This window comes from Actinocrinis sp. (genome assembly GCF_035938995.1).
Classification (GTDB): domain Bacteria; phylum Actinomycetota; class Actinomycetes; order Streptomycetales; family Catenulisporaceae; genus DASZGI01.
Map to the genome: position 1 here is coordinate 1 of NZ_DASZGI010000190.1, position 20573 is coordinate 20573.

General features: G+C 70.8%; 15 protein-coding genes and 2 pseudogenes. 11 read left to right on the forward strand and 6 right to left on the reverse strand.

What is annotated here, in order from left to right; translation table 11 throughout:
- Positions 1 to 331 (forward strand): annotated as a pseudogene (locus VGZ32_RS13370) (hypothetical protein); the annotation flags it as partial.
- 12 nt (positions 332 to 343) lie between these two features.
- Here VGZ32_RS13370 and VGZ32_RS13375 read toward each other — a convergent pair.
- Together VGZ32_RS13375 and VGZ32_RS13380 are read right to left on the reverse strand one after the other, a co-directional pair.
- Positions 344 to 1624 (reverse strand): hypothetical protein, encoded by a 1281-nt coding sequence (locus tag VGZ32_RS13375; protein WP_326886312.1) that lies wholly within the window; start codon positions 1622 to 1624, stop codon positions 344 to 346.
- A gap of 228 nt (positions 1625 to 1852) precedes the next feature.
- Positions 1853 to 2704: a class I SAM-dependent methyltransferase gene (locus VGZ32_RS13380; RefSeq protein WP_326886313.1), complete on the reverse strand. Its 852-nt coding sequence runs from the start codon at positions 2702 to 2704 to the stop codon at positions 1853 to 1855.
- A 374-nt stretch (positions 2705 to 3078) separates the two neighbouring features.
- Here VGZ32_RS13380 and rpsA point away from each other — a divergent pair, with 374 nt between their 5' ends.
- From rpsA to VGZ32_RS13415, 7 genes are all read left to right on the forward strand, one after another.
- The gene (gene rpsA, locus VGZ32_RS13385; RefSeq protein ID WP_326886314.1) at positions 3079 to 4566 is read left to right on the forward strand and encodes a 30S ribosomal protein S1; all 1488 of its coding nucleotides are present in this window, start codon (positions 3079 to 3081) and stop codon (positions 4564 to 4566) included.
- 200 nt (positions 4567 to 4766) lie between these two features.
- A complete protein-coding gene (gene coaE / locus VGZ32_RS13390) occupies positions 4767 to 5375 on the forward strand; it encodes a dephospho-CoA kinase (RefSeq protein ID WP_326886315.1) in 609 nt (202 codons plus the stop codon).
- Between the two features lie 386 nt (positions 5376 to 5761).
- Positions 5762 to 6748, forward strand: coding sequence for a decaprenyl-phosphate phosphoribosyltransferase (locus tag VGZ32_RS13395; RefSeq protein WP_326886316.1), 987 nt, complete (start codon positions 5762 to 5764; stop codon positions 6746 to 6748).
- Positions 6738 to 8135: an FAD-binding oxidoreductase gene (locus VGZ32_RS13400; RefSeq protein ID WP_326886317.1), complete on the forward strand. Its 1398-nt coding sequence runs from the start codon at positions 6738 to 6740 to the stop codon at positions 8133 to 8135. Before VGZ32_RS13395 ends, VGZ32_RS13400 begins: the two co-directional genes overlap by 11 nt.
- 12 nt (positions 8136 to 8147) lie before the next feature.
- Positions 8148 to 8906 carry a decaprenylphospho-beta-D-erythro-pentofuranosid-2-ulose 2-reductase gene (locus tag VGZ32_RS13405; RefSeq protein WP_326886318.1) on the forward strand — a complete coding sequence of 253 codons (759 nt, stop codon included), beginning with the start codon at positions 8148 to 8150 and terminating at the stop codon, positions 8904 to 8906.
- 78 nt (positions 8907 to 8984) lie between these two features.
- On the forward strand, positions 8985 to 11087 hold the full coding sequence (uvrB, locus tag VGZ32_RS13410; protein ID WP_326886319.1) for an excinuclease ABC subunit UvrB: 2103 nt from the start codon (positions 8985 to 8987) through the stop codon (positions 11085 to 11087).
- Between the two features lie 274 nt (positions 11088 to 11361).
- A complete protein-coding gene (locus VGZ32_RS13415; RefSeq protein ID WP_326886320.1) occupies positions 11362 to 12795 on the forward strand; it encodes an amidase in 1434 nt (477 codons plus the stop codon).
- Between the two features lie 82 nt (positions 12796 to 12877).
- On the opposite strand, the gene VGZ32_RS13420 is transcribed toward VGZ32_RS13415, so the two are convergent.
- Positions 12878 to 14647 carry an ATP-binding SpoIIE family protein phosphatase gene (locus tag VGZ32_RS13420; protein ID WP_326886321.1) on the reverse strand — a complete coding sequence of 590 codons (1770 nt, stop codon included), beginning with the start codon at positions 14645 to 14647 and terminating at the stop codon, positions 12878 to 12880.
- 367 nt (positions 14648 to 15014) lie between these two features.
- On the opposite strand from VGZ32_RS13420, the gene VGZ32_RS13425 reads away from it, so the two are divergent.
- Positions 15015 to 16223 carry a hypothetical protein gene (locus VGZ32_RS13425; protein ID WP_326886322.1) on the forward strand — a complete coding sequence of 403 codons (1209 nt, stop codon included), beginning with the start codon at positions 15015 to 15017 and terminating at the stop codon, positions 16221 to 16223.
- A 184-nt stretch (positions 16224 to 16407) separates the two neighbouring features.
- Here VGZ32_RS13425 and VGZ32_RS13430 read toward each other — a convergent pair whose 3' ends face one another.
- Entirely contained in the window at positions 16408 to 16830 is a 423-nt protein-coding gene (locus VGZ32_RS13430) for a TIGR03668 family PPOX class F420-dependent oxidoreductase (RefSeq protein ID WP_326886323.1), read from the reverse strand.
- Positions 16831 to 16966: 136 nt separating this feature from the next.
- Here VGZ32_RS13430 and VGZ32_RS13435 point away from each other — a divergent pair, with 136 nt between their 5' ends.
- Together VGZ32_RS13435 and VGZ32_RS13440 are read left to right on the forward strand one after the other, a co-directional pair.
- Positions 16967 to 17755, forward strand: coding sequence for an SDR family NAD(P)-dependent oxidoreductase (locus tag VGZ32_RS13435; protein ID WP_326886324.1), 789 nt, complete (start codon positions 16967 to 16969; stop codon positions 17753 to 17755).
- A 15-nt stretch (positions 17756 to 17770) separates the two neighbouring features.
- A complete protein-coding gene (locus tag VGZ32_RS13440) occupies positions 17771 to 18502 on the forward strand; it encodes a YoaK family protein (protein ID WP_326886325.1) in 732 nt (243 codons plus the stop codon).
- A gap of 465 nt (positions 18503 to 18967) precedes the next feature.
- On the opposite strand, the pseudogene VGZ32_RS13445 reads toward VGZ32_RS13440, so the two are convergent.
- Together VGZ32_RS13445 and VGZ32_RS13450 are read right to left on the reverse strand one after the other, a co-directional pair.
- Positions 18968 to 19156, reverse strand: a pseudogene (locus VGZ32_RS13445) (MBL fold metallo-hydrolase); the annotation flags it as partial.
- Between the two features lie 9 nt (positions 19157 to 19165).
- Positions 19166 to 20431, reverse strand: a complete 1266-nt coding sequence (locus VGZ32_RS13450) for an ATP-binding protein (RefSeq protein WP_326886327.1) — start codon at positions 20429 to 20431, stop codon at positions 19166 to 19168.
- Positions 20432 to 20573: the final 142 nt, after the last annotated feature.

Here is a 20573-nt window from a genome sequence, read left to right on the forward strand (position 1 = left end):
GGAGGAGGTGATCCGGGAAGACGGCCGCCAGATACTGCTCGACCCTGAGGTGACGTTGGCAATCAAGGCACTGAGATGCCCGATCGCCTTCCTCTACGCGCAGCGCGGCATCCTCAACGAGCCGCAGGCCCTCTACGACGACGCGCGCCTGGCCAACGCAGGCCTCGACCACCTGCGCCTGACCACGAAGCTGATACCGGACACCAACCACTACACGGTCGCCGCCCCCGGAGCGGGCGCGGAGGCGATCGCGGACGCAGTGCTCGAGGCCGTGCTAGAGCAGACGGTGTTCGAGCAAACAGCGCAGCCGCAGCGCGAGCTGAATCCCTAGGGCGCGCTTGCGTCAGGAGGTCGCCGCGGCGTATTCGGAAGCGGGCTGGTTCGGCAGCAGCGCGCTCGCCCGGTGCTTCGCGAACGCGGTGACGGTCAGGCTCACCACCGCGGTCGCCGAGCCGCAGACCGCCGCCGTGCCGATCAGCTCGACCGCGGAGTGGTGCGCGACCGTGAGGATCACGACCGTCTCGGCCACGATGCCCGCGAACACGATCCAGCCGATCGCCGCCGAGCGCCTGGCCACCGCGTCCAGCAGCGCCAGCTGGATCAGCGCCTGCGTCGCCCCGGCCAGCGCGAACAGCCACGCGGCCGAGGCCAGTTCGAAGGAACCGGCCCCGTCCAGATACTTGGCGCCGAAGGCCACCCGGATCGCCGGATTGGCCGCGGCGGCGGTCCCGATCACGATCAACGCGCCGATCCCGACCGACAGCACGGCGGCCGACAGCAGGGCCTTGCGCCGGGTCTCGGGCAGCGCCAGCTTCGGGTAGGCCAGGATCCCGGCGAACTGGGGCCCGAAGTAGCCCGCCCGGGTGAACATCGCGCCCGCCTGATACCGCCCGAGCACGTCCCCGCTGAAGTAATGCGCCGCCAGCAGGCCGTCGAGCAGCGAGAGCAGCAGCACCGCCCCCAGGCTCCACGAGGCCGAGCCCAGCTCCCGCACATATCCGAGCCCGCGCTGGAAGCGCGGCCTGCCCACAAGATCTCGCAGCGCATAGTGGGCCACCGCCGCGGTCGCGAACCAGGACGCCGCCATCGCGCCCATGATCAGCCCCGGGTCCGCTCCGGCCGCGCCCGCGGCGATTCCAGCCACCAGCTTCGCCCCGTTGAACCCCACGAACAGCACGGTGTACGCGGTGAAACGCGAACTGCCCTGCGCGATGCCGAGGTAGCAGAAGATCAGCGCGTTGGGGGTCAGGGCCAGCGCGGTCCAGGCCACCTGCCCGGCCGAGACCGCCGGGAAGAGCGCGGACACCGCCGGGGCGAGCCCGGCCAGCAGCACCGTCCCCGCGACGCCGACCAGCAGTGACCAGCGCACCAGCGGACTGGTCAGCTCGCGCAGCGCGGCCGGATCGGTCTCCCCGGAGCGGGCCACCCGCCGCGCGGTCACCGCCTGGATCGCCCAGGCCGGGATCGACGCGACGAGGAACAGCATCAGCAGCGCGCCGACCTGCCCGTAACCGGTCTGGTCGAGCTGGTGCGCCAGGACGAAGCTGAAGCCGTACGACAGGACGCTCCCGGCGAACGTGCCGACCGCGACCAGAACGCCGGTGGTGAGGTGGCGGCGGACCATCGATGCTGCGCCCTTCTCGGGAGGGGTGCGACCGTGCCGGCGGCAGGCACTCGGCCGAACGCGCCGGGATGGGGCGGGTCCGCCGGGTACGAGTTCGGACTGTAGCCCGGCTCGGCGCCCCGCACCAGCGCAACGGCGCGCCCGGTGCCGCCGTTCACCCGCGAACGCCGGCCCCGGTACTGCGTCCGCTGCGCATCGCAGGCTTCGAAATCGCCACGTTGTGCGCCTCTATCGCGTGGGCTTCTCCGTCACGAAGATCGCTGTTCCCGGCACCAGCTTTCCGCGCAGCGACGACCAGCCGCCACCCCACCGGTTGCCCAGGGTCTCCGGATACTCCGGCTCCACCAGGTCCAGCAGCGCCAGGCCGGCCGCGGCCAACTCGCGCACCCGGTCGCCGAGCGTCCGGTGATGCTCCACGTAGGTGGCGACGCCCGACTCGTCCTGCTCGACGTACGGCCGGCGGTCGAAGTAGGAATCCCGGACCACCAGACCCCCGGGGCCGGGATCATCCGGCAGGCACCACCTGAACGGATGAGGCACCGCGAACACCCATCGCCCGCCCGGCTTAAGCACCCGCGCAACCTCACGCATGACCGCTGCCGAATCCGCCACGAACGGGACCGCCCCGAACGCCGAGCACGCGACGTCGAACGCTTCGTCAGCGAACGGCATCGCGAGCGCGTCCGCCTGCACCAAAGGCAGCGGCGCGTTGCCTAAGTCCTCGTCGATCCGCCGCGCGTGCTCAAGCTGCCGCATCGAAAGATCGAACCCGGTCACGTGCGCACCCTGCTTCGCCAGCCAGCGCGAGCACTGCGCCGCGCCGCATCCGACCTCGAGTACGCGCCTGTCGCGCACCTCGCCTAGAAGGTGCGCCTTGTCCTCATATACGCCCTCGGGCGACCACAGGAATCGCGAGTCGCCCAGGTACTCACCGTGGTCCGCCTGGTACTCGTCAGCGTTCGCATCCCACCAGCCGCGATTGGCCCTCGCCGTCTCGGCGTCGCCCGTCGGCCGCCGGATCACGATCTCGCCGCTCGCGACCGACTCGGCGTCCGGTGGATCGAGGTCGGAGTCACTCATGGCGCAACCCTCCCACGCCCGCGGACTGCGCGGCGAAGGCGTCGCGCGACGGCCGATGTATGACAGGGATCGTCGAGGAGACGGCTTGCCCACTTCCGTTACGCCCCGCGTGCACGCTATGTTTCGGCAGGGCCGCCGGTTTACCCGTTCACTCTCCGGCACGGCTCCGGTGAGGGTTGCCCCGGTTTCGGCGTGATGCGCCCTGCTCGATTGACCATGGAAGCGTGCGGCCCGTATCCTGGCTGTTGCGCTGCGGACCCGTGTGGCTTCGGACCGAGGGGGCCGCACCGACTTCAGAACCGCTCACGTTCCCGAGTCAGGCTCCGCCGCGTGTGTCATCCGACCACATATCCGTACCCGGAGCCCTTTCCCCCATGACGAGCAGCACCGAGACCGTCCGAACCCCGCAGGTCGCTATCAACGACATCGGTTCGGAGGAGGCCTTCCTCGCCGCCATCGACGAGACCATCAAGTACTTCAACGACGGCGATATCGTCGACGGCACCATCGTGAAGGTCGACCGGGACGAGGTCCTGCTCGACATCGGTTACAAGACCGAGGGCGTCATCCCGTCCCGCGAGCTGTCGATCAAGCACGACGTGGACCCGCACGAGGTCGTCGCGGTCGGAGACCACGTCGAGGCCCTGGTCCTCCAGAAGGAGGACAAGGAGGGCCGGCTGATCCTGTCCAAGAAGCGCGCGCAGTACGAGCGGGCCTGGGGCACGATCGAGAAGATCAAGGACGAGGACGGGATCGTCACCGGCACCGTCATCGAGGTGGTCAAGGGCGGCCTGATCATCGACATCGGGCTGCGCGGCTTCCTGCCCGCCTCCCTGGTGGAGATGCGCCGGGTGCGCGACCTGCAGCCGTACGTCGGCAAGGAGCTCGAGGCGAAGATCATCGAGCTGGACAAGAACCGCAACAACGTGGTCCTGTCCCGCCGCGCCTGGCTGGAGCAGACCCAGTCCGAGGTGCGCCAGACCTTCCTCACCACCCTGCTCAAGGGCCAGGTGCGGTCCGGCGTGGTCTCCTCGATCGTCAACTTCGGCGCCTTCGTGGACCTCGGCGGGGTCGACGGCCTGGTGCACGTCTCCGAGCTGTCCTGGAAGCACATCGACCACCCGTCCGAGGTGGTCGAGGTCGGCCAGGAGGTCACGGTCGAGGTCCTGGACGTGGACATGGACCGGGAGCGGGTCTCGCTGTCGCTGAAGGCGACGCAGGAGGACCCGTGGCAGCAGTTCGCCCGCACCCACCAGATCGGCCAGGTCGTGCCGGGCAAGGTCACCAAGCTGGTGCCGTTCGGCGCGTTCGTCCGGGTGGACGAGGGCATCGAGGGCCTGGTGCACATCTCCGAGCTGGCCGAGCGGCACGTGGAGATCCCCGAGCAGGTCGTGCAGGTCGGCGACGAGATCTTCGTCAAGGTCATCGACATCGACCTGGACCGCCGCCGCATCTCCCTCTCGCTCAAGCAGGCGAACGAGGGCCTGACCGGCGACTCGTCGGTCGACCAGTTCGACCCGACCCTCTACGGCATGGCCGCCTCCTACGACGCCGAGGGCAACTACCAGTACCCCGACGGCTTCGACCCGGAGTCCGGCGAGTGGCTCGAGGGCTACGAGTCCCAGCGCGAGGAGTGGGAGCACCAGTACGCCGAGGCGCAGACCCGGTTCGAGCAGCACCAGAAGCAGATCGCCGAGGCCCGCAAGGCCGACGCGGAGGCTGCGGCGGGTTCCGGCGCGGAGGCCGCCCCGGGCGTGACCCCGTCCAGCTACTCCTCGGCCCCGGCCGAGAACACCGGCGCGCTGGCCTCCGACGAGGCCCTCGCCGCGCTGCGGGAGAAGCTGGCCGGCGGCCAGAGCTGACCCCGGTCGGCAGCTAGCAGCTGAGTCACGGCGCCCGGCGGATCCCCAGCGATCCGCCGGGCGCTGCTGTGTGCGGCGGCGCCTCGCCCGCCGGACCAACGGTTGCCTGGGGCCCTGAAGGCATCGAACGCCTTTCTCCCGGCCTCGCGATCTTCCACCGCCACGCAGCGCAAGCCGGGCGGCCCACTACGATCCAGGTCATGAGCGAGAAGCGGACCGTGCACGTCGGACTCACCGGCGGGATCGGCGCGGGCAAGTCCACCGTGGCCCGGATGCTCGCCGACCGCGGCGCGCTAGTGCTGGACGCAGACGTCGCGGCGCGGGAGGTGGTCGCGCCGGGCACCGACGGCCTGGCCGCGGTGGTCGCCGAGTTCGGTGAGCAGGTCCTCGGCCCGGACGGCTCGCTCGACCGCGCCGCCCTGGCCGAACGGGTCTTCTCCGACCCCGGCCGCCGTGCCGCGCTGAACGCGATCATCCATCCGCAGGTGCGCACGTGGATGGCCGAGCGGGTGGCGTCGGCGCCCATCGGGTCCGTGGTCGTCCAGGACATCCCGCTGCTGGTCGAGTCGGGCCTGACCGGACTGTTCGACCTGGTGGTCGTCGTCGACGCGGCCGACGCCACCCGTATCGCCCGGCTGATGCGCGACCGCGGCATGACCGAGGACGAGGCCCGGGCCCGGACCGCCGCCCAGGCTCCCCGTGAGACGCGCCTCGCCGCGGCCGATGCCGTGATCGACAACGACGGCGCCCCCGAAGCGCTCGAACCGCAGGTGGCGGCCCTCTGGGACCGCCTCGCCGCGCTCGGCTGACCTGCGGTTCCGCCGCCCGTTCCCCCACACGGCCCACCGGTGGGAACCGCGTGGCGACCCTCGGTGTCAGGTAACTTGGGTCGGGTAAACCGGGCTGGTAGCCTCCACTCGCCGTTTACGGACGTACCGATCGTTCCGGGCCGGACGGGACCGGTCACGACGGTCGGACAGGCACGGTTGGACAGGCACCGGATCCGGCCCGGCGGGTGCGGATCCCGCCGCGGCGCGAGGCCCGGCGCGGTGCCGGAGGGACGGCACCGGGCCGGAGCGGACGCCGCGTCAGATCGGCGCCCGTCACATCCAGCCTGTGCCACATCGAGCGGGCGCCGAAGCCGCCGCACCCCCGCGGCGGAAGCGGTGCGATCAAGAGCCTGGGAGAGCAGACAGTGGTGGCGATTCCCGCGCAGCAGCGCGGTCATCCGACGGACGCAGCCGAGGGCGTGGCCGAGGCCGCGCCCCCCGCGATAGTGGAGGCCCAGGTCGCGGCGGCGCCCGCGTACGGCCTCATGCGGGGGTTGTGGCTGGAGGCGCGGCCCAAGCAGTGGGTCAAGAACTTCCTGGTGCTCACCGCCCCGCTCGCCGCCGGGCGGATCAACCAGGCCAACATCCTCGCCGACAGCGCCATCGCCTTCGCCGCCTTCTGCCTGGCCGCCTCCGCCGTCTACTACGCGAACGACGCCCTCGACGTCGAGGCCGACCGCGCCCACCCCAAGAAGCGCTTCCGGCCGATCGCCGCCGGGGTCATCCCGATCCCGCTGGCGTGGGTCGGCGTCGTGGTGCTGGCGATCGCCGCGATCGGCGTGGCGCTCGCCGCCAACACGGCCACCGCCGTCGTGATCAGCGTGTACCTCGCGATGCACCTGTCGTACAGCGCCTGGTTCAAGCACGTGCTCGTGCTCGACCTGGCCCTGGTCTCCGCGGGCTTCCTGCTGCGCGCGATGATCGGCGGCGTCGCGGGCGGCATCCCGCTGTCCCAGTGGTTCCTGCTGACCACCGGGTTCGGCTCGCTGTTCATGGTCTCGGGCAAGCGGTACTCCGAGATGGTGCTGATGGGGGAGGCCGCCGCCACCACGCGCAAGTCGCTGGCCGCGTACTCCGCCTCCTACCTGCGCTTCGTCTGGCAGATGGCCGCGGGCCTGACCATCCTGACCTACTCGCTGTGGGCGTTGAGCCTCAGCCAGGACCAGCACGGGGTGCAGTGGCACGAGATCTCGATCGTGCCGTGGTCGTTCATCTTCCTGCGGTACGCGATGTTCGTGGACGCCGGGCAGGCCGGGGAGCCCGAGGACGTGGTGCTCGGCGACAAGGTGATCATGGCGATCGCCTGCGCCTGGCTGGCCTGCTTCGCCCTGGGGGTGTTCAATGCCCGCTGACCTGGCCCCCACCGATCTGATCAACTCCGACGACGAGCGCGGGACCTCGGAGAGCCTGACCGGCTGGGGCCGCACCGCGCCGACGGTCGCCCGGGTCGCGCATCCGCGCACCGCCGAGCAGATCGCCGAGGCGGTCGCCGCCGCCGGACCGCGCGGCGTGATCGCGCGGGGCCTCGGCCGCTCCTACGGCGACCCGGCGCAGAACGCGGGCGGCCTGGTGCTCGACCTGACCGGGCTGAACCGGATCCTGTCCGTGGACCTGGACGCCGGCCTGGTCACCTGCGAGGCGGGCGTCTCGCTGCACACGCTCATGCGCGCGCTGGTGCCCTTCGGCTACTTCGTCCCGGTCACCCCCGGAACCCGGTACGTGACGGTGGGCGGGGCGATCGGCAGCGACATCCACGGCAAGAACCACCACGCCGACGGCAGCTTCGCCCAGCACGTCACCTCGACGCGGATGCTGCTGGCCGACGGCTCGGTGCGCACCGTCACCCCCGAGGGCGACCCGGAGCTGTTCTGGGCCACCGCCGGCGGGATGGGCCTGACCGGGATCGTCCTGTCCGCCACGATCCGGATGGTGCCGATCGAGACCTCGCGGATCGCGGTCGACACCTTCAAGCTGCCGGACCTCGACGCGCTGATGGAGAAGCTCGCCGGCACCGACGCCGACTACCGCTACACCGTCGCGTGGATGGACTGCCTGGCCAAGGGCGCCAAGCTCGGCCGGGCGCTGCTGGACTGCGGCAACTTCGCCACGCTGGAGCAGTTGCCGTCCAAGTTCCGCACCGAGCCCTTGGCCTTCTCCGCGAAGCCGATCGCGAAGGTCCCGGACCTGTTCCCGTCGGGGCTGCTGAACAAGCGCACCATCGCGGTCGCCAACGAGGTCTGGTACCGCAAGACCCCGGCCACGCACCACCACCTCGCCACCATCGGCGGGTTCTTCCATCCGCTCGACGGCATCCGCGACTGGAACCGGGTCTACGGCAAGGCGGGGTTCCTGCAGTACCAGTTCGTCGTGCCGTTCAGCGCGGACGTGACGTTCAAGCGCATGGTCGAGCGGATCAGCCGGGTTCAGGCGCCGTCGTTCGTGTCTGTGCTCAAGCGTTTCGGCAAGGGCTCGCCCGGATACCTGTCCTTCCCCACCGAGGGATGGACCCTGGCGCTGGACTTCCCGACCGGCACCCCCGACCTCGACCGGCTGCTGCCGTGGCTCGACGAGCAGGTCCTGTCCGAGGGCGGCCGCATCTACCTGGCCAAGGACTCGCGCCTGGCCGCGGACCGGCTGCCGGCCATGTACCCGCGGATCGAGGCGTTCCGCAAGGTGCGCGCCGAGGTCGACCCGCACGGCGTGTTCGTCTCGGACCAGTCGCGCCGGCTGGGCCTGTAAGGGAGTAGACACATGAAGGACGCACTCGGTTCGGTGCAGTCGCTGCTGGTGCTCGGCGGCACGTCGGACATCGCGCTGGCGACCGCGCGCCGGCTGATCGCGGACAAGACCCGGCGCGTGGTGCTCGCCGCGCGCCCCTCGGAGCGGCTCGACGCGGCAGTGGCGGACCTGCGGGCCCGCGGCGCCGAGGTGGAGACCGTCGCCTTCGACGCCGCACAGGTCGAGGAGCACGAAAAGACGCTTGGCGCCGTCTTCGCCGGTGGCGACATCGACGTCGTGTTGCTCGCGTTCGGGGTGCTCGGCGACCAGGCGGCCGACGAGCAGGACCCGGTCGCGGCGGCCCGCGTGGCCCAGACGAACTACGTCGGCGCGGTCGCAGCCGGACTGGTCTGCGCCGGAGCACTGAAGAAGCAGGGCCACGGCTCGCTGGTGGTCCTCTCCTCGGTCGCCGGGGAGCGGGCCCGCAAGGCCAACTTCATCTACGGCTCGACCAAGGCGGGGCTCGACGCCTTCGCCCAGGGCCTCGGCGACTCGCTGCACGGCAGCGGGGTGCACGTGATGGTGGTGCGCCCCGGTTTCGTCGAGTCGAAGATGACCGCCGGGATGGAGAAGGCGCCCTTCTCCACCACCCCGGACGCGGTGGCCGACGCCATCGTGACCGGGCTGCGCAAGGGCTCCGAGATCATCTGGGTGCCGGCCGCGCTGCGGTACGTGCTGTCCGGACTGCGACACCTGCCGCGGCCGCTCTTCCGCAGGGTCGCCCAGCGGTAAAGCGCTCACAGCCGCGTCCGGCTGCAGCCGAGCCGGACGCGGCGCCGCTTGTCCCCGGGGGCGTTTACCGTAGTAACCATGACGCGACCGATGACCGACCTTGAGCGGAAAGTGGCGCCTTTCGAGGTCGTCAGCGACTACACGCCGTCCGGCGACCAGCCGGGGGCGATCGCGGAGCTCGAGCGCCGGGTGCGCGCGGGCGAGAAGGACGTGGTGCTGCTCGGCGCGACCGGCACGGGGAAGTCGGCGACCACCGCCTGGCTGATCGAGCGCCTGCAGCGGCCCACGCTGGTCATGGCCCCGAACAAGACGCTCGCGGCGCAGCTGGCCAACGAGTTCCGCGAGCTGCTGCCGAACAACGCGGTCGAGTACTTCGTCTCGTACTACGACTACTACCAGCCCGAGGCGTACATCGCGCAGACCGACACCTACATCGAGAAGGACTCCTCGGTCAACGACGAGGTCGAGCGGCTGCGGCACTCGGCGACCAGCTCCCTGCTGACCCGGCGGGACGTGGTCGTGGTCGCCTCGGTGTCCTGCATCTACGGCCTGGGTACGCCGCAGGAGTACGTCGACCGCATGATCCGGCTGCGGGTCGGCGAGGAGTTCGGCCTCGACAAGCTGCTGCGCAAGCTGGTCTCGATCCAGTACGCCCGCAACGACATCGCCTTCACCCGCGGCACCTTCCGGGTGCGCGGCGACACCGTCGAGGTGTTCCCGGTCTACGAGGAGCACCCGGTGCGCATCGAGATGTTCGGCGACGAGGTCGAGCGGCTGATGACGCTGCACCCGGTCACCGGCGAGGTGCTCACCGACGACTCGGAGCTCTACATCTTCCCGGCCAGCCACTACGTCGCCGGTCCGGAGCGGATGGCCCGCGCGATCAGCGGTATAGAGACCGAGCTGGAGGAGCGGCTGACCGTGCTCGAGCGGCAGGGCAAGCTGCTGGAGGCCCAGCGGCTGCGCATGCGCACCAGCTACGACCTGGAGATGATGCGCGAGGTCGGATTCTGCAACGGCATCGAGAACTACTCGCGGCACATCGACGGCCGCGAGCCGGGCAGCGCCCCGAACACCCTGCTGGACTTCTTCCCGGACGACTTCCTGCTGGTGATCGACGAGTCGCACCAGACGGTCCCGCAGATCGGCGCGATGTACGAGGGCGACGCCTCGCGCAAGCGGATCCTGGTGGACCACGGCTTCCGGCTGCCGTCGGCGATGGACAACCGGCCGCTGCGCTGGGAGGAGTTCGTCGAGCGGATCGGCCAGACGGTGTACCTGTCGGCCACCCCGGGCCCGTACGAGCTGGCGCAGGCGACCGGCACCGTCGAGCAGGTGATCCGGCCCACCGGCCTGATCGACCCCGAGGTGATCGTCAAGCCGACGCAGGGTCAGATCGACGACCTGATCCACGAGATCCGCCGGCGCGAGGAGCGCGACGAGCGGGTGCTGGTCACCACGCTGACCAAGAAGATGTCCGAGGACCTCACCGATTACCTGCTCGAGCTGGGCGTCAAGGTCCGCTATCTGCACTCGGACATCGACACCCTGCGCCGCGTCGAGCTGCTGCGCGAGCTGCGCCTCGGCGTGTTCGACGTGCTGATCGGCATCAACCTGCTGCGTGAGGGACTGGACCTGCCCGAGGTCTCGCTGGTCGCGATCCTCGACGCGGACAAGGAGGGCTTCCTGCGCAGCGGCACCTCGCTGATCCAGACCATCGGCCGGGCCGCGCGCAACGTGTCCGGCCAGGTGCACATGTACGCCGACAAGATCACGCCGGGGATGGCGAAGGCCATCGACGAGACGAACCGGCGCCGGGCGAAGCAGATCGCGTACAACGCGGAGCACGGCATCGACCCGACGCCGCTGCGCAAGCGGATCGCCGACATCACCGACTCGCTGGCCCGCGAGGACGCCGACACCAAGGAACTGCTCGGCGGCGCCGGGCGGCAGCAGTCCAGGGGCAAGGCGCCGGTTCCGGGCGTCGGCTCCCGGGGCGGCGTGTCGAGCCTCGACTTCGTCGGAAAGCCCGCGCAGGAGCTGGAGGCGCTGATCGAGGACCTGTCCGCGCAGATGCACGCGGCAGCCGCGGAACTGCGCTTCGAGCTGGCCGCGCGCTTCCGCGACGAGATCGGCGAGCTGAAGAAGGAGCTGCGCGGGATGCGGGCCGCCGGGGTCTGACCCGGGATCCGTGTCGCAGAGGCCGGCGGCGCTTTGCGGCGTCGCCGCCTTGGCGCCGTGGGTCCGCGCGGCGGCCGACGCAGCCCGCCATCGGCCGTCCGACCCCGAAAACGGGGCATATCCCGACCGGCGGCGTCCCTGCGGCCCTCGTTTGCTGGTGGGTCGCCCTAAGGGCTTGGGCGCGCCGACGGACGAGCTGCGGGGAGCGGGGCTAGGGCGGGATATCCCCGAAAACCCGTTGGTGCGCCCTCCGGCATATGCCACTGTGGGGCGAATGGAGCTGCACGAGTACGCCGACCTTGACGCCGTCGGACTGCGGGACCTGATCCGCCGCGGCGAGGTCACCGCGGCGGAGGTCGAACAGGTCGCCCGGCGCGCCCTCGACCAAGCGCACACCGAACTGAACGCGCTGGCCCGCCCGCTGTTCGACCCGGCTCTCGGCCACGACGCCGCCGGACCGTTCGCCGGAGTCCCGTTCGTCATCAAGGACAGCGGCCCCTTCGCCCGCGGCGTGCCCTTCTCCCTCGGCAGTCGCGCCATCCGCAGCGCCGTCGCCCACGAAGACCACGAGCTGATGGCCCGCTTCCGCGCCGCCGGACTGGTCGCCCTCGGCCAGAGCACCGCACCCGAGTTAGGCCTCAGCTTCGCCACCGAGCCCGTCAAGCACGGCCCCACCCGCAACCCCTGGGCGCCGGACCGCGGCGTCGGCGGTTCGAGCGGCGGCTCCGCGGCCCTCGTCGCCGCCGGAGCCGTCCCGTTCGCGCACGGCAACGACGGCGGCGGTTCGCTGCGCGTCCCCGCGTCCTGCTGTGGACTGATCGGCCTCAAGCCCGGCCGTGGCCGTACCCCCAGCGGCCCGCTCGTCGGCGAGGCCGGATTCGGACTCATCGCCGAGTTCGGATTCACCCGCACCGTCCGCGACACCGCGCTCCTGCTCGACGCCGTCAGCGCGTCGGCCGTCGGAGAGAAGTACGCGGCACCTGCGCCGCCGCGCCCCTACGCCGAAGCGATCCAGACGAACCCGGGCCGCCTGCGCATCGCCGTGACCACCGCGGCCTGGTCCGGCGTCGCCGTCGACAAGCAGGTGGCCGAGGTCGTCGTCACCGCGGGCAAGGCCCTGGAATGGATCGGGCACGACGTCACCGAGGCAGCGGCGAGCGTGCAGATCGACGCCGACGCCATCGTCGAAGCCTCAATGCTCGCCGCGTACGCGACCGGCGGCGCGATCCTCGCAGCCCGCGCACGGCTCGATCGCACGCTTCTCGAGGCCGTCTCCCGACGGGTTCTGGCCGAGACCGAGGCCGCCACCGCGCTCGATCTGCTGGCGGCCGTCGACGCCCAGCACCGTGTCACCCGCCCCGTCGGCCGGTTCTTCGCCGAGCACGACCTGCTCATCACCCCGACGCTCGCCGAACTCCCGGCGCCGCACGGCACCCTCGACTCCGACGACCCCGCATACGACGAACCCGGCGCCACAACACGCACCTGGCTGCGCCGCATCTACGAATACGGACCGTTCACCGCCGCGTTCAACGTCTCCGGCAATCCGGCCGTCAGCCTGCCGCTCGGCCAGAGCCGCGAGGGACTGCCGATCGGCGTGCAGCTCGTCGCCGACCACGGGCGCGAAGACCTGCTGCTCACGGTCGCCGCGCAGCTCGAGCAGGCCGTACCGTGGAAGGACCGACGCCCGTCTGTCTTCGTCGGCTGATGATCTCCGGGGTCGGACGCGCAAGGCGCATCAGAGATCTGCTATCAGAGAGCTGCTGCGTATTGGAGGACTGTGTCCGGCGTCAGGCCGGCCCGGCCGCTTCTGGCAGTCTGAGGGTGAACCAGACGACTTTCCCGGACGCCGTGCGGCGGTATCCCCACCGCCGCGACAGCTCCTTGACCAGCAGGATGCCGCGGCCCCGCTCGGCGGTCGCCGAAAGCTCCTGAAGCTCCGGCGGTGTGCGGGTGTTGTCGCAGACCTCGCACAGCAAGCCGTCCTCGTCGCGCTGCAACCGCAGCCGGATGTCGCCGCCCGCGTGCTGGATGGCGTTGGTCACCAGCTCGCTGACGAGCAGCTCGACCGTGTCGCGCAGCTCGCCCAGCTGCCACCCGGTCAGGGTCTCGCGCACCAGCCGGCGGCACCGGGCGACCTGGCGCGGCTCGCCCGGGATCCACCACGCCGCGGAGCGGTCGCGCGGCAGCGCGTGCAGTCGGCTGATCAGCAGCGCGATGTCGTCCCGGTCCTTCGTCAGGTCGAGCTCCTTGACCACCTGGTCGCAGATCTCCTGCAGCGGCCGCCCCGGCTCGGCCGACAGGTTCTCCCGCAGCAGCCGCAGACCCGAGTCGATGTCGCGGGCCTTGTTCTCCAGCAGCCCGTCCGTGCACAGCACGAACAGCGACCCGTCCGGCACGTCGATGTCCAGCGTGTCGAACGTGCCCACGTCGCCGCCGAGGCCGAGGGGGAGCCCCGGGCCGACCTGGTGAAGCACCTCCGCGGTCCCGTCCGGCCGCACCACCAGGGGCGGCACGTGTCCGGCGCGCGAGATCGAACACTGCTGCGTCGCCGGATCGTAGACGGCGTAGAGACAAGTCGCGAACAACGTGCCGTCGATGTTGGGCATGAGGTCGTCGAGATGCGCCAGCACCTCGGCCGGCGGCAGGTCCACCGCCGCGAGCGTGCGCACCGCCGTGCGCAGCTGCCCCATGACGGTCGCCGCCTGGGTGCCGTGCCCCATCACGTCCCCGACCACGAGCGCCACCCGGCCGCCGGCCAGCCCGATCACGTCGAACCAGTCCCCGCCGACCACCGCGACGTCGCTGCCCGGCAGATACCGGTGCGCGACCTCCAGACCCGCCGGGGCGACCAGCGACGTCGGCAGCATCGCCTTCTGCAGGCTGATGGCCGTGCGGCGCAACTGGTCGTGCAGCCGCGCGTTGTCCATCCAGATCGCCGCGCGCGTGGCCAGCCGTTCGATCGTGGCCACTTCCGCCGGGGAGAAGCCGCCGCGCGCCGGTCCTCGGGAGAGCACCGCCACGCCGAGCACCCGGCCGCCGACGAGCAGCGGGGCGAACACGGCCGAGCGGCTGCCGAGCACCGCGGTGAGATCCGTGCTCTCGTGCGCGCTCGGAACGGTGCCCGAAGGGTCCTCTGCCAACGCCTGCTCAACGATCATCTCGTGCGAACGCATGCACCGCGCGTACGGCGACTCGTCCGACACCACCGTCAGCGCGCCGACCGGAAGAGCGGCGCGCAGGCGGTCGGCCACCCGGTCGTCCCAGACGCCGAGCGCCAGGCGGATCAGCCGGATCGGACCATCGCGCGGCTCGGCCGCGCCCGCGCCGCTCAGCACGCTCTCGCGCAACAGGATCGACGCCTGATCGGCGAAGCCCGGCACGACGAGGTCCACCACCTCCTGGGCGGTGATCGCCGGGTCGAGCTTGGAGCCGACCCGCACCGCCAGCTCGTCGAGCGGCTCCCAGGTGCCGCGGCGCCCGGCCGCTGCCGCGTCGGACGGCGCGGCGGGTCTGGGCAACGCCAGCACGCCCCGGCCGACGCCGTCGGTACTTTCCACGCGTCTCCCGCCCTCGTCGGTATGCCCGGCGCACGCAGGCCAGGAGAGTGCGCTCCCGTCGATGACCGTGCGCTGCCGTCGCGAGCCTGCTGCCAAGAGTAGGCGGCCGATTGCGCACTGTACGCCGAACGGTCGAATTCTTCACCCGCCCGAGCGACGGTGCCGGCGACCCGTCGGGCACCGTACGGACCTCGGAAATCGCGTACCGCGGCCCTCCCGAGTAGTCTCGACCACCGCGTTGAGCGCGGCCGTTGGCGGGCGATCCGCAGGCCGCCGTGGGCGGACGATTGCCGGTCATCGAAGGGCGCTATGATCCGGCGACAGTGAACATCCGTCGGGTGGGCGGCGGCGAAGGGATGGACTCGACGTGAACACGACGGCGCTCGCGGCCGGCAACCAATCCGCCGCCGGGGACAGCGACCCGTCCGGCCCGGCCCGGTCCCGGATCCGCGCCGTCGCCGATCGCGCCCGTTCCTCCGCGGCGCGCGCCTGGCCGGCCGTCGTCGCGTATCTGGCCGTCCGTCTTGTCAGCACCCTGGTGTTCGCGATCCTCTCCGCGGGGCACGGCTTCGCCCAGCGCGGCCTGTTCGTGTTCGTCGACTCCGGCTGGTACCGGCTGATCGCCCAGCACGGCTACGACACGCACATCGCAGCCTTCGGATCCCCGTTCCCGTTCTTCCCGCTCTACCCCGGCCTGATGAGGCTCGGCCACGACGTCACCGGCCTGAACGTGGACGTCGTCGGCGTGGCGATCACCTGGATCGCCGCGGCCGCCTGCGCCTGGGCGCTGTTCGAGATCGGCCGCCTGGTCCGCGACGCGCGCACCGGGGTCTTCTTCGCCGTGCTCTGGGCCCTGATGCCCTCGGCCGTCATCGAAGGCGCCTCATACGCCGACACGCTCGCCATCTGCCTGTCGGCCTGGGCGCTCTACGCGCTGCTGCGTCGCTCGTGGATCGCCGCCGGTGTGGTCGGCTGCCTCGCCGGGCTGACCCGCCCCACCGCGGACGCGCTGGTCGCCACGGTCTGCGTCGCCGCCCTCGTGGCGATCGTCAAGCGGCGCGACGGATGGCGGCCGTGGGTCGCCCTGGTTGTGGCGCCGCTCGGCATGATCGGCTACCTCGCCTACGTCGCCGACCGGATGGGCAGCCTCACCGGGTATCTCAAGGCGCAGAAGCAGTGGGGGACCGGCTTCAACAACATGCAGGACGTGCTCCACCGCATCCACGAGGGCATGCTGGGCACCTCGAAGGGCTACGCGAACTACCCCTCCCTGATCACCACGGCCGTCCTGCTCGCCGTCCCGGTGCTCGTCATCCTGCTGATCATGCAGCGGCTGCCGTGGGAGCTGACCTTCTACACGGTCGTACTCGCCGCCGTCGTGTACGCGTCGATCCACGTGTATACAGTCGTGCCACGCGAGTTCCTGGCCCTGTTCCCGCTGCTGCTGCCGGTGGCCTCGGCACTCGCCCGCGTCCGACAGCGAAGCTCGGTGTATCTGATCCTCGGCGCGCTCGCCATCGCAGCGGGCTGGTATGCCTGCTACATCCCGATCAACGCGGGCGGCTCGATCCCCTAGCGATCAGTCCGCAGGTAATATCGAGGTCTGCCTTCTCCCTCGCTCGCCGACGCCCAGGCGCGGGTCGCGCTGCTCGCCTCCGACGGCGTCCCCTTCGTCTCGACCGACTGGACCGCAGCCCTGGGCGACGGCGTGCTCAGCGGCGTCCTGCCGCGGGGCTGACCCCGCCGCGCGACGAGCGCCATCAGGCGGCGAACGACCAGCCTGACCACCGTTCGACCGCCACGACGACGAACGGTCCCGCGGGGGCGTTGTCCGCATAGTGCGGATAGCGCCCCCGAAGCTCTGTGAGCAGCCCGGACGGGAGGGCGCCCGGCTCGGCGACGATCCGCGCGACCCCGTCCGCGCGGGCCCACCACAGCCGGGTCCAATCGTCGTCGTAGCGGTCGGCCAGCAGGCTCACCAAGGGATTGGCCGCGATGTTTCGCAGCCTTTTGAGATCAGCCGTCTGCTTCGGCTTGTCGTCTATCGCGATCAGCACGTTGCCGTGCACGGCCGCGAAGGTGACCGGCACCAGGTGCGGTCTACCCTCGGCGTCTGCGGTGCCCAAGACCGCCGACCGCGACGCGGCGAACCTGCGCCGCGCCTCCTCGCTGCTGAGCCTCACCCGCCGACCGTAACCCGCCGTCGCGACACGCGCGACCGGCCCGTTGGCCGCTGCGTCGGCCGGGTCATAGGCTCCAGATGTCCCACCGCATGTCCGCTGCCACGTGTCTGCCGCCACGCCGCCGGGGAGGCCTCCCATGGAACCGCGCACCGTCCTCGTCACCGGCGGCTCCAACGGGATCGGCCGGGCCGCGGTGGAGCGGTTCGCCCGGGCGGGCGACCGGGTGTGGTTCACCTACCGCTTCGGCCGTGAGCGCGCGCAGCACCTGATCGGGGTGCTGGCCGCCGAAGGCCACGACGCCGTCGAGTCCTTCGAGTTCAACCAGGGCGACGAGGCGAGCCACGAGCGCCTGCTCGCCGCCCTGCCCGGCCCCGTCGACGTGCTGGTCAACAACGCCGCCGTCGGCTCCAAGACCGTGGAGCGGCACGCCGGCGATAGCGAGAGCGCGCGCGACGCCGCGATGTTCACGATCAACTGCCTCGGCCCGCTGTGGCTGGTGCGCGAGCTGCTGCCCGGCATGCTCGAGCGCGGATACGGCAAGATCGTCAACATCTCGAGCGTGAGCGGCGGTATCGGCCAGTTCCCGAACTTCCGCCTGGCCGACGGGATGAGCAAGGCCGCCGTCGCCTTCCTCTCCCGCCAACTCGCCGCGGAGCTGGCACGAGCGCCAGTCGACGTGTTCGCGGTCTGCCCCGGCGCCGTAGAGACCGACATGTTCGAAGCCAGCACGCTCAGCCGGCTGTCCGACGACGAGCGGGCGCAACTTGTCGGCCGGCTGCCTAAGGGACGGCTCATCCAGCCCGACGAGATCGCCGAGGTCGTCTGGTGGCTGTGCAGTGACGCCGGACGCGTCATGCACGGCGCCGTCGTCGACGCGTCGATGGGGCTGGGCGTCCACCCCGGCCTGCTCACCGGCCAGGACTAGAAGCAGAGCACGAATATGCCATCCCTGGTCACCGGCGTGCTGCGCACGCTCGTCCCGCGTCCGGGCGACAAGCACGGCCCGCTGCCGCCCCTGCTGGTCGGGCTCACGGTGGTCACCGGCATGGTGGACGCCGTCAGCTATCTGCTGCTCGGCCGGGTGTTCGTGGCCAACATGACCGGCAACGTGGTCTTCCTCGGCTTCGCGCTGGCCGGGGCGCACGGCTTCTCGCCCGCCGCCTCGGTGCTCGCCCTGGCCGGATTCGCTGCCGGCGCCCTGGCCTGGGGCCGCTTGCAGCGGGAACCGGAGCACCGGGGCCGCACGCTGCTCCTGGCGACGTCGGCCGAGGCGATCCTGTTCGGCATCGCGCTCGTCCTCGCGGCGGTGGCCCCGAATCCGGGCGACACGGCGGTCCGCTACCCGCTCATCCTCCTGCTCGGACTGGCGATGGGCACGCAGAACGCCGCGGTGCGCGCCCTCAAGGTCCCGGACCTGACCACCACGGTGCTCACCATGATCATCACCGGCATCGCCGCCGACGCCCCGCTCGGCGAGAGCGCGTCCGCAGCGTCTGGGAGACGACTGGTAGCGGTGGTCGCGATGCTGCTCGGCGCTCTGCTCGGTGCCGTGCTGGTGCTGCACACGAACGAGTCGCTGGCCATCGCGGTGCCCTTCGCCCTCGTCGTGGCGATCACCGGCCTCACGTCGCGCATCGCCCGGGACCAAGGGGCCTGGATCGCCTTCCCCTAAACCGAGCCCCACCTACACACCCGCAAGCCGCCCCGTACTAACCGCCAATCAGCGCAAGCGCCCCAAGCAACACCAGCGCCGTGGGAAGCGAGCGCAGGTACAACGCGGCGCGCTCAGTAGGCGGCAGCGCGGCGAAAGCGGACCACTCCTCGTGCGTCTGAGGCGTCCCGCCGACACGGCCGCCCTTCGCCCTCGAGTCCTCGCCTGGGTCGTCGTCAGGACCCACAACCGGCGCCGCGGAAGCATCCGGTCGCAGCGCGCTCGGAGTACGAGGTCGGTCCTCCACAGTCCCCCCTTTGGCTCGCGCTTGACCTAGTGAAGGTACGCCCCAAAGGCCCCACGGCGCTGACAGATCGTCAGATCGTTACGGTTCCCCAGCGTGGTGTTTGGCTCGCGCGCAACTCGACCGGCTCTATGCCGGATCTTCCGATTTCGGCGATCGGGAGACCCGGGGCCGGGGCCGCCTCACCAGCCGCGCTTGCGCCACTCTTCCAGGTGGGGGCGCTCGTCGCCGAGGGTGGTGTCGCGGCCGTGGCCGGGGTAGACCCAGGTCTCGTCCGGCAGGATGTCGAAGATCTTCGTCACGACGCCCTCGTAGAGGGCTGCGAAGCGCTCGGGGTCCTTTTGGGTGTTGCCGACGCCTCCCGGGAACAGCAAAGGCGCTTAGCCGGTAACACTGTGCTGGTTCGCGTGGGTGCTCCATAATGCCGAGATCGGTGCGCAGGCCAGGTCCTGGCCGAACGGCAGAGTCTCGGTACCGCAATACAGCAGGATGCCGGCGCGGAATCTGCTGCCGAGTCTCCGCTGGAGATGGCGAAGTCCTGCGAAGTCCTCCGCGCGGGCCGTCTCGGCGGCCTTCACCTCGATGCCGACGACGTTCCCGGCGTTGTCTTCAAGCAGTGCGTCGACCTCCACCTGGTCGCGGTCGCGGTAGTGGAACAGTCGCGCTGACACGTCGGACCAGGTCAGCTGGCGGGCCAGTTCACCGAGGACCAGGTTCTCGACGAGGCCGCCGACTGCGGCGTCGCTGGTCGTGCCCGACGCCAGATAAGCGGCGAGACCGCTGTCCACGAACGTCACTTTCGGCGTCGCGACCGTCCGGGTCGTGAGATTGGCCGACCAGGCCGGGACGAGTCGGACGAGGTAGATGGTCTCCAAGATCTCGATGTAGTTGCGTACTGTGGGGGCCGTGATGGCGAGGTCGCCCGCCAGCCGGCTGTAGTTGACCAGTCCCGCGGTTTGCGCCGCGAGCAGTGAGAGCAGCCTGCGCATATCGCTGGACCGCTCGATCTGGGCGACCTGCTTCACATCCCGTGCCAGCAGGTCCGCGACGTAGTTCTCGAAGAATCGGCTGCGTCGGCGCGGCTGCTCTCGGCGCACGGATTCCGGATATCCGCCGCGTACGGCTCTGGCGAGGTAGTCGCGCCGTCGAAGCTCGCCGGCAGGCGGCGGGATCTCCGCGCCGCGCTCGAAGACGGCATCGACGAATCCGTCCGGGCCCCCGTCGATCTCCCCTTGGGACAACGGCCACAGCTCGATCGTCTCGGATCGGCCTGGAAGAGCGTCGGGAAGACTGGCCAGGCCTAGCAGGCGGGCCGACCTGGTGAGCAGGAAGCGGCCCGGCCGAGGGTCGCGATCCACTTCGTTCTTGATCGCCAGCCACAGATCAGGCACCCGCTGCACCTCGTCGATGAGCAGTGTCCCGTCGTGGCGCACGAACCGGACCGGGTCGCTCTGGGCCGCGGACCTGGTGGCCGGATCGTCCAAGAAGCGCGCCCGCCCCCCGTCGACCTTTGCCAGCGCCAGTTCGGCAAGCGTGCTCTTGCCTGTCTGGCGGGCTCCGTTCACCACCACGACCCGGGTGTCTTCGAGTGCTGTAAGCACCTGCTCAGTGGCTCGTCTGGGGAGATAGTCCGCTGCTGCCCGCATGAGGGCAGTGTAGCTCGCATTTTAGATCTGCCGCGCCCTTGCTTTCAGATCTGCCGCAGAAGAGCCTTTAGATCTGCCGAGATGATGCGCTCAGCGTTGCCGCTCGGACCGCTGCGATGCGAACGCGCGGCGGCTCGAGCGG

Coding starts and splice junctions, on each gene's coding strand:
- coaE (WP_326886315.1), top strand. CDS start 4,767: ATGAGCGAGAAGCGGACCGTGCACGTCGGACTCACCGGCGGGATCGGC.
- VGZ32_RS13440 (WP_326886325.1), top strand. CDS start 17,771: ATGCCATCCCTGGTCACCGGCGTGCTGCGCACGCTCGTCCCGCGTCCG.
- VGZ32_RS13380 (WP_326886313.1), bottom strand. CDS start 2,704: ATGAGTGACTCCGACCTCGATCCACCGGACGCCGAGTCGGTCGCGAGC.
- VGZ32_RS13375 (WP_326886312.1), bottom strand. CDS start 1,624: ATGGTCCGCCGCCACCTCACCACCGGCGTTCTGGTCGCGGTCGGCACG.
- VGZ32_RS13435 (WP_326886324.1), top strand. CDS start 16,967: ATGGAACCGCGCACCGTCCTCGTCACCGGCGGCTCCAACGGGATCGGC.
- VGZ32_RS13405 (WP_326886318.1), top strand. CDS start 8,148: ATGAAGGACGCACTCGGTTCGGTGCAGTCGCTGCTGGTGCTCGGCGGC.
- rpsA (WP_326886314.1), top strand. CDS start 3,079: ATGACGAGCAGCACCGAGACCGTCCGAACCCCGCAGGTCGCTATCAAC.
- VGZ32_RS13450 (WP_326886327.1), bottom strand. CDS start 20,431: ATGCGGGCAGCAGCGGACTATCTCCCCAGACGAGCCACTGAGCAGGTG.
- VGZ32_RS13415 (WP_326886320.1), top strand. CDS start 11,362: ATGGAGCTGCACGAGTACGCCGACCTTGACGCCGTCGGACTGCGGGAC.
- VGZ32_RS13400 (WP_326886317.1), top strand. CDS start 6,738: ATGCCCGCTGACCTGGCCCCCACCGATCTGATCAACTCCGACGACGAG.
- uvrB (WP_326886319.1), top strand. CDS start 8,985: ATGACGCGACCGATGACCGACCTTGAGCGGAAAGTGGCGCCTTTCGAG.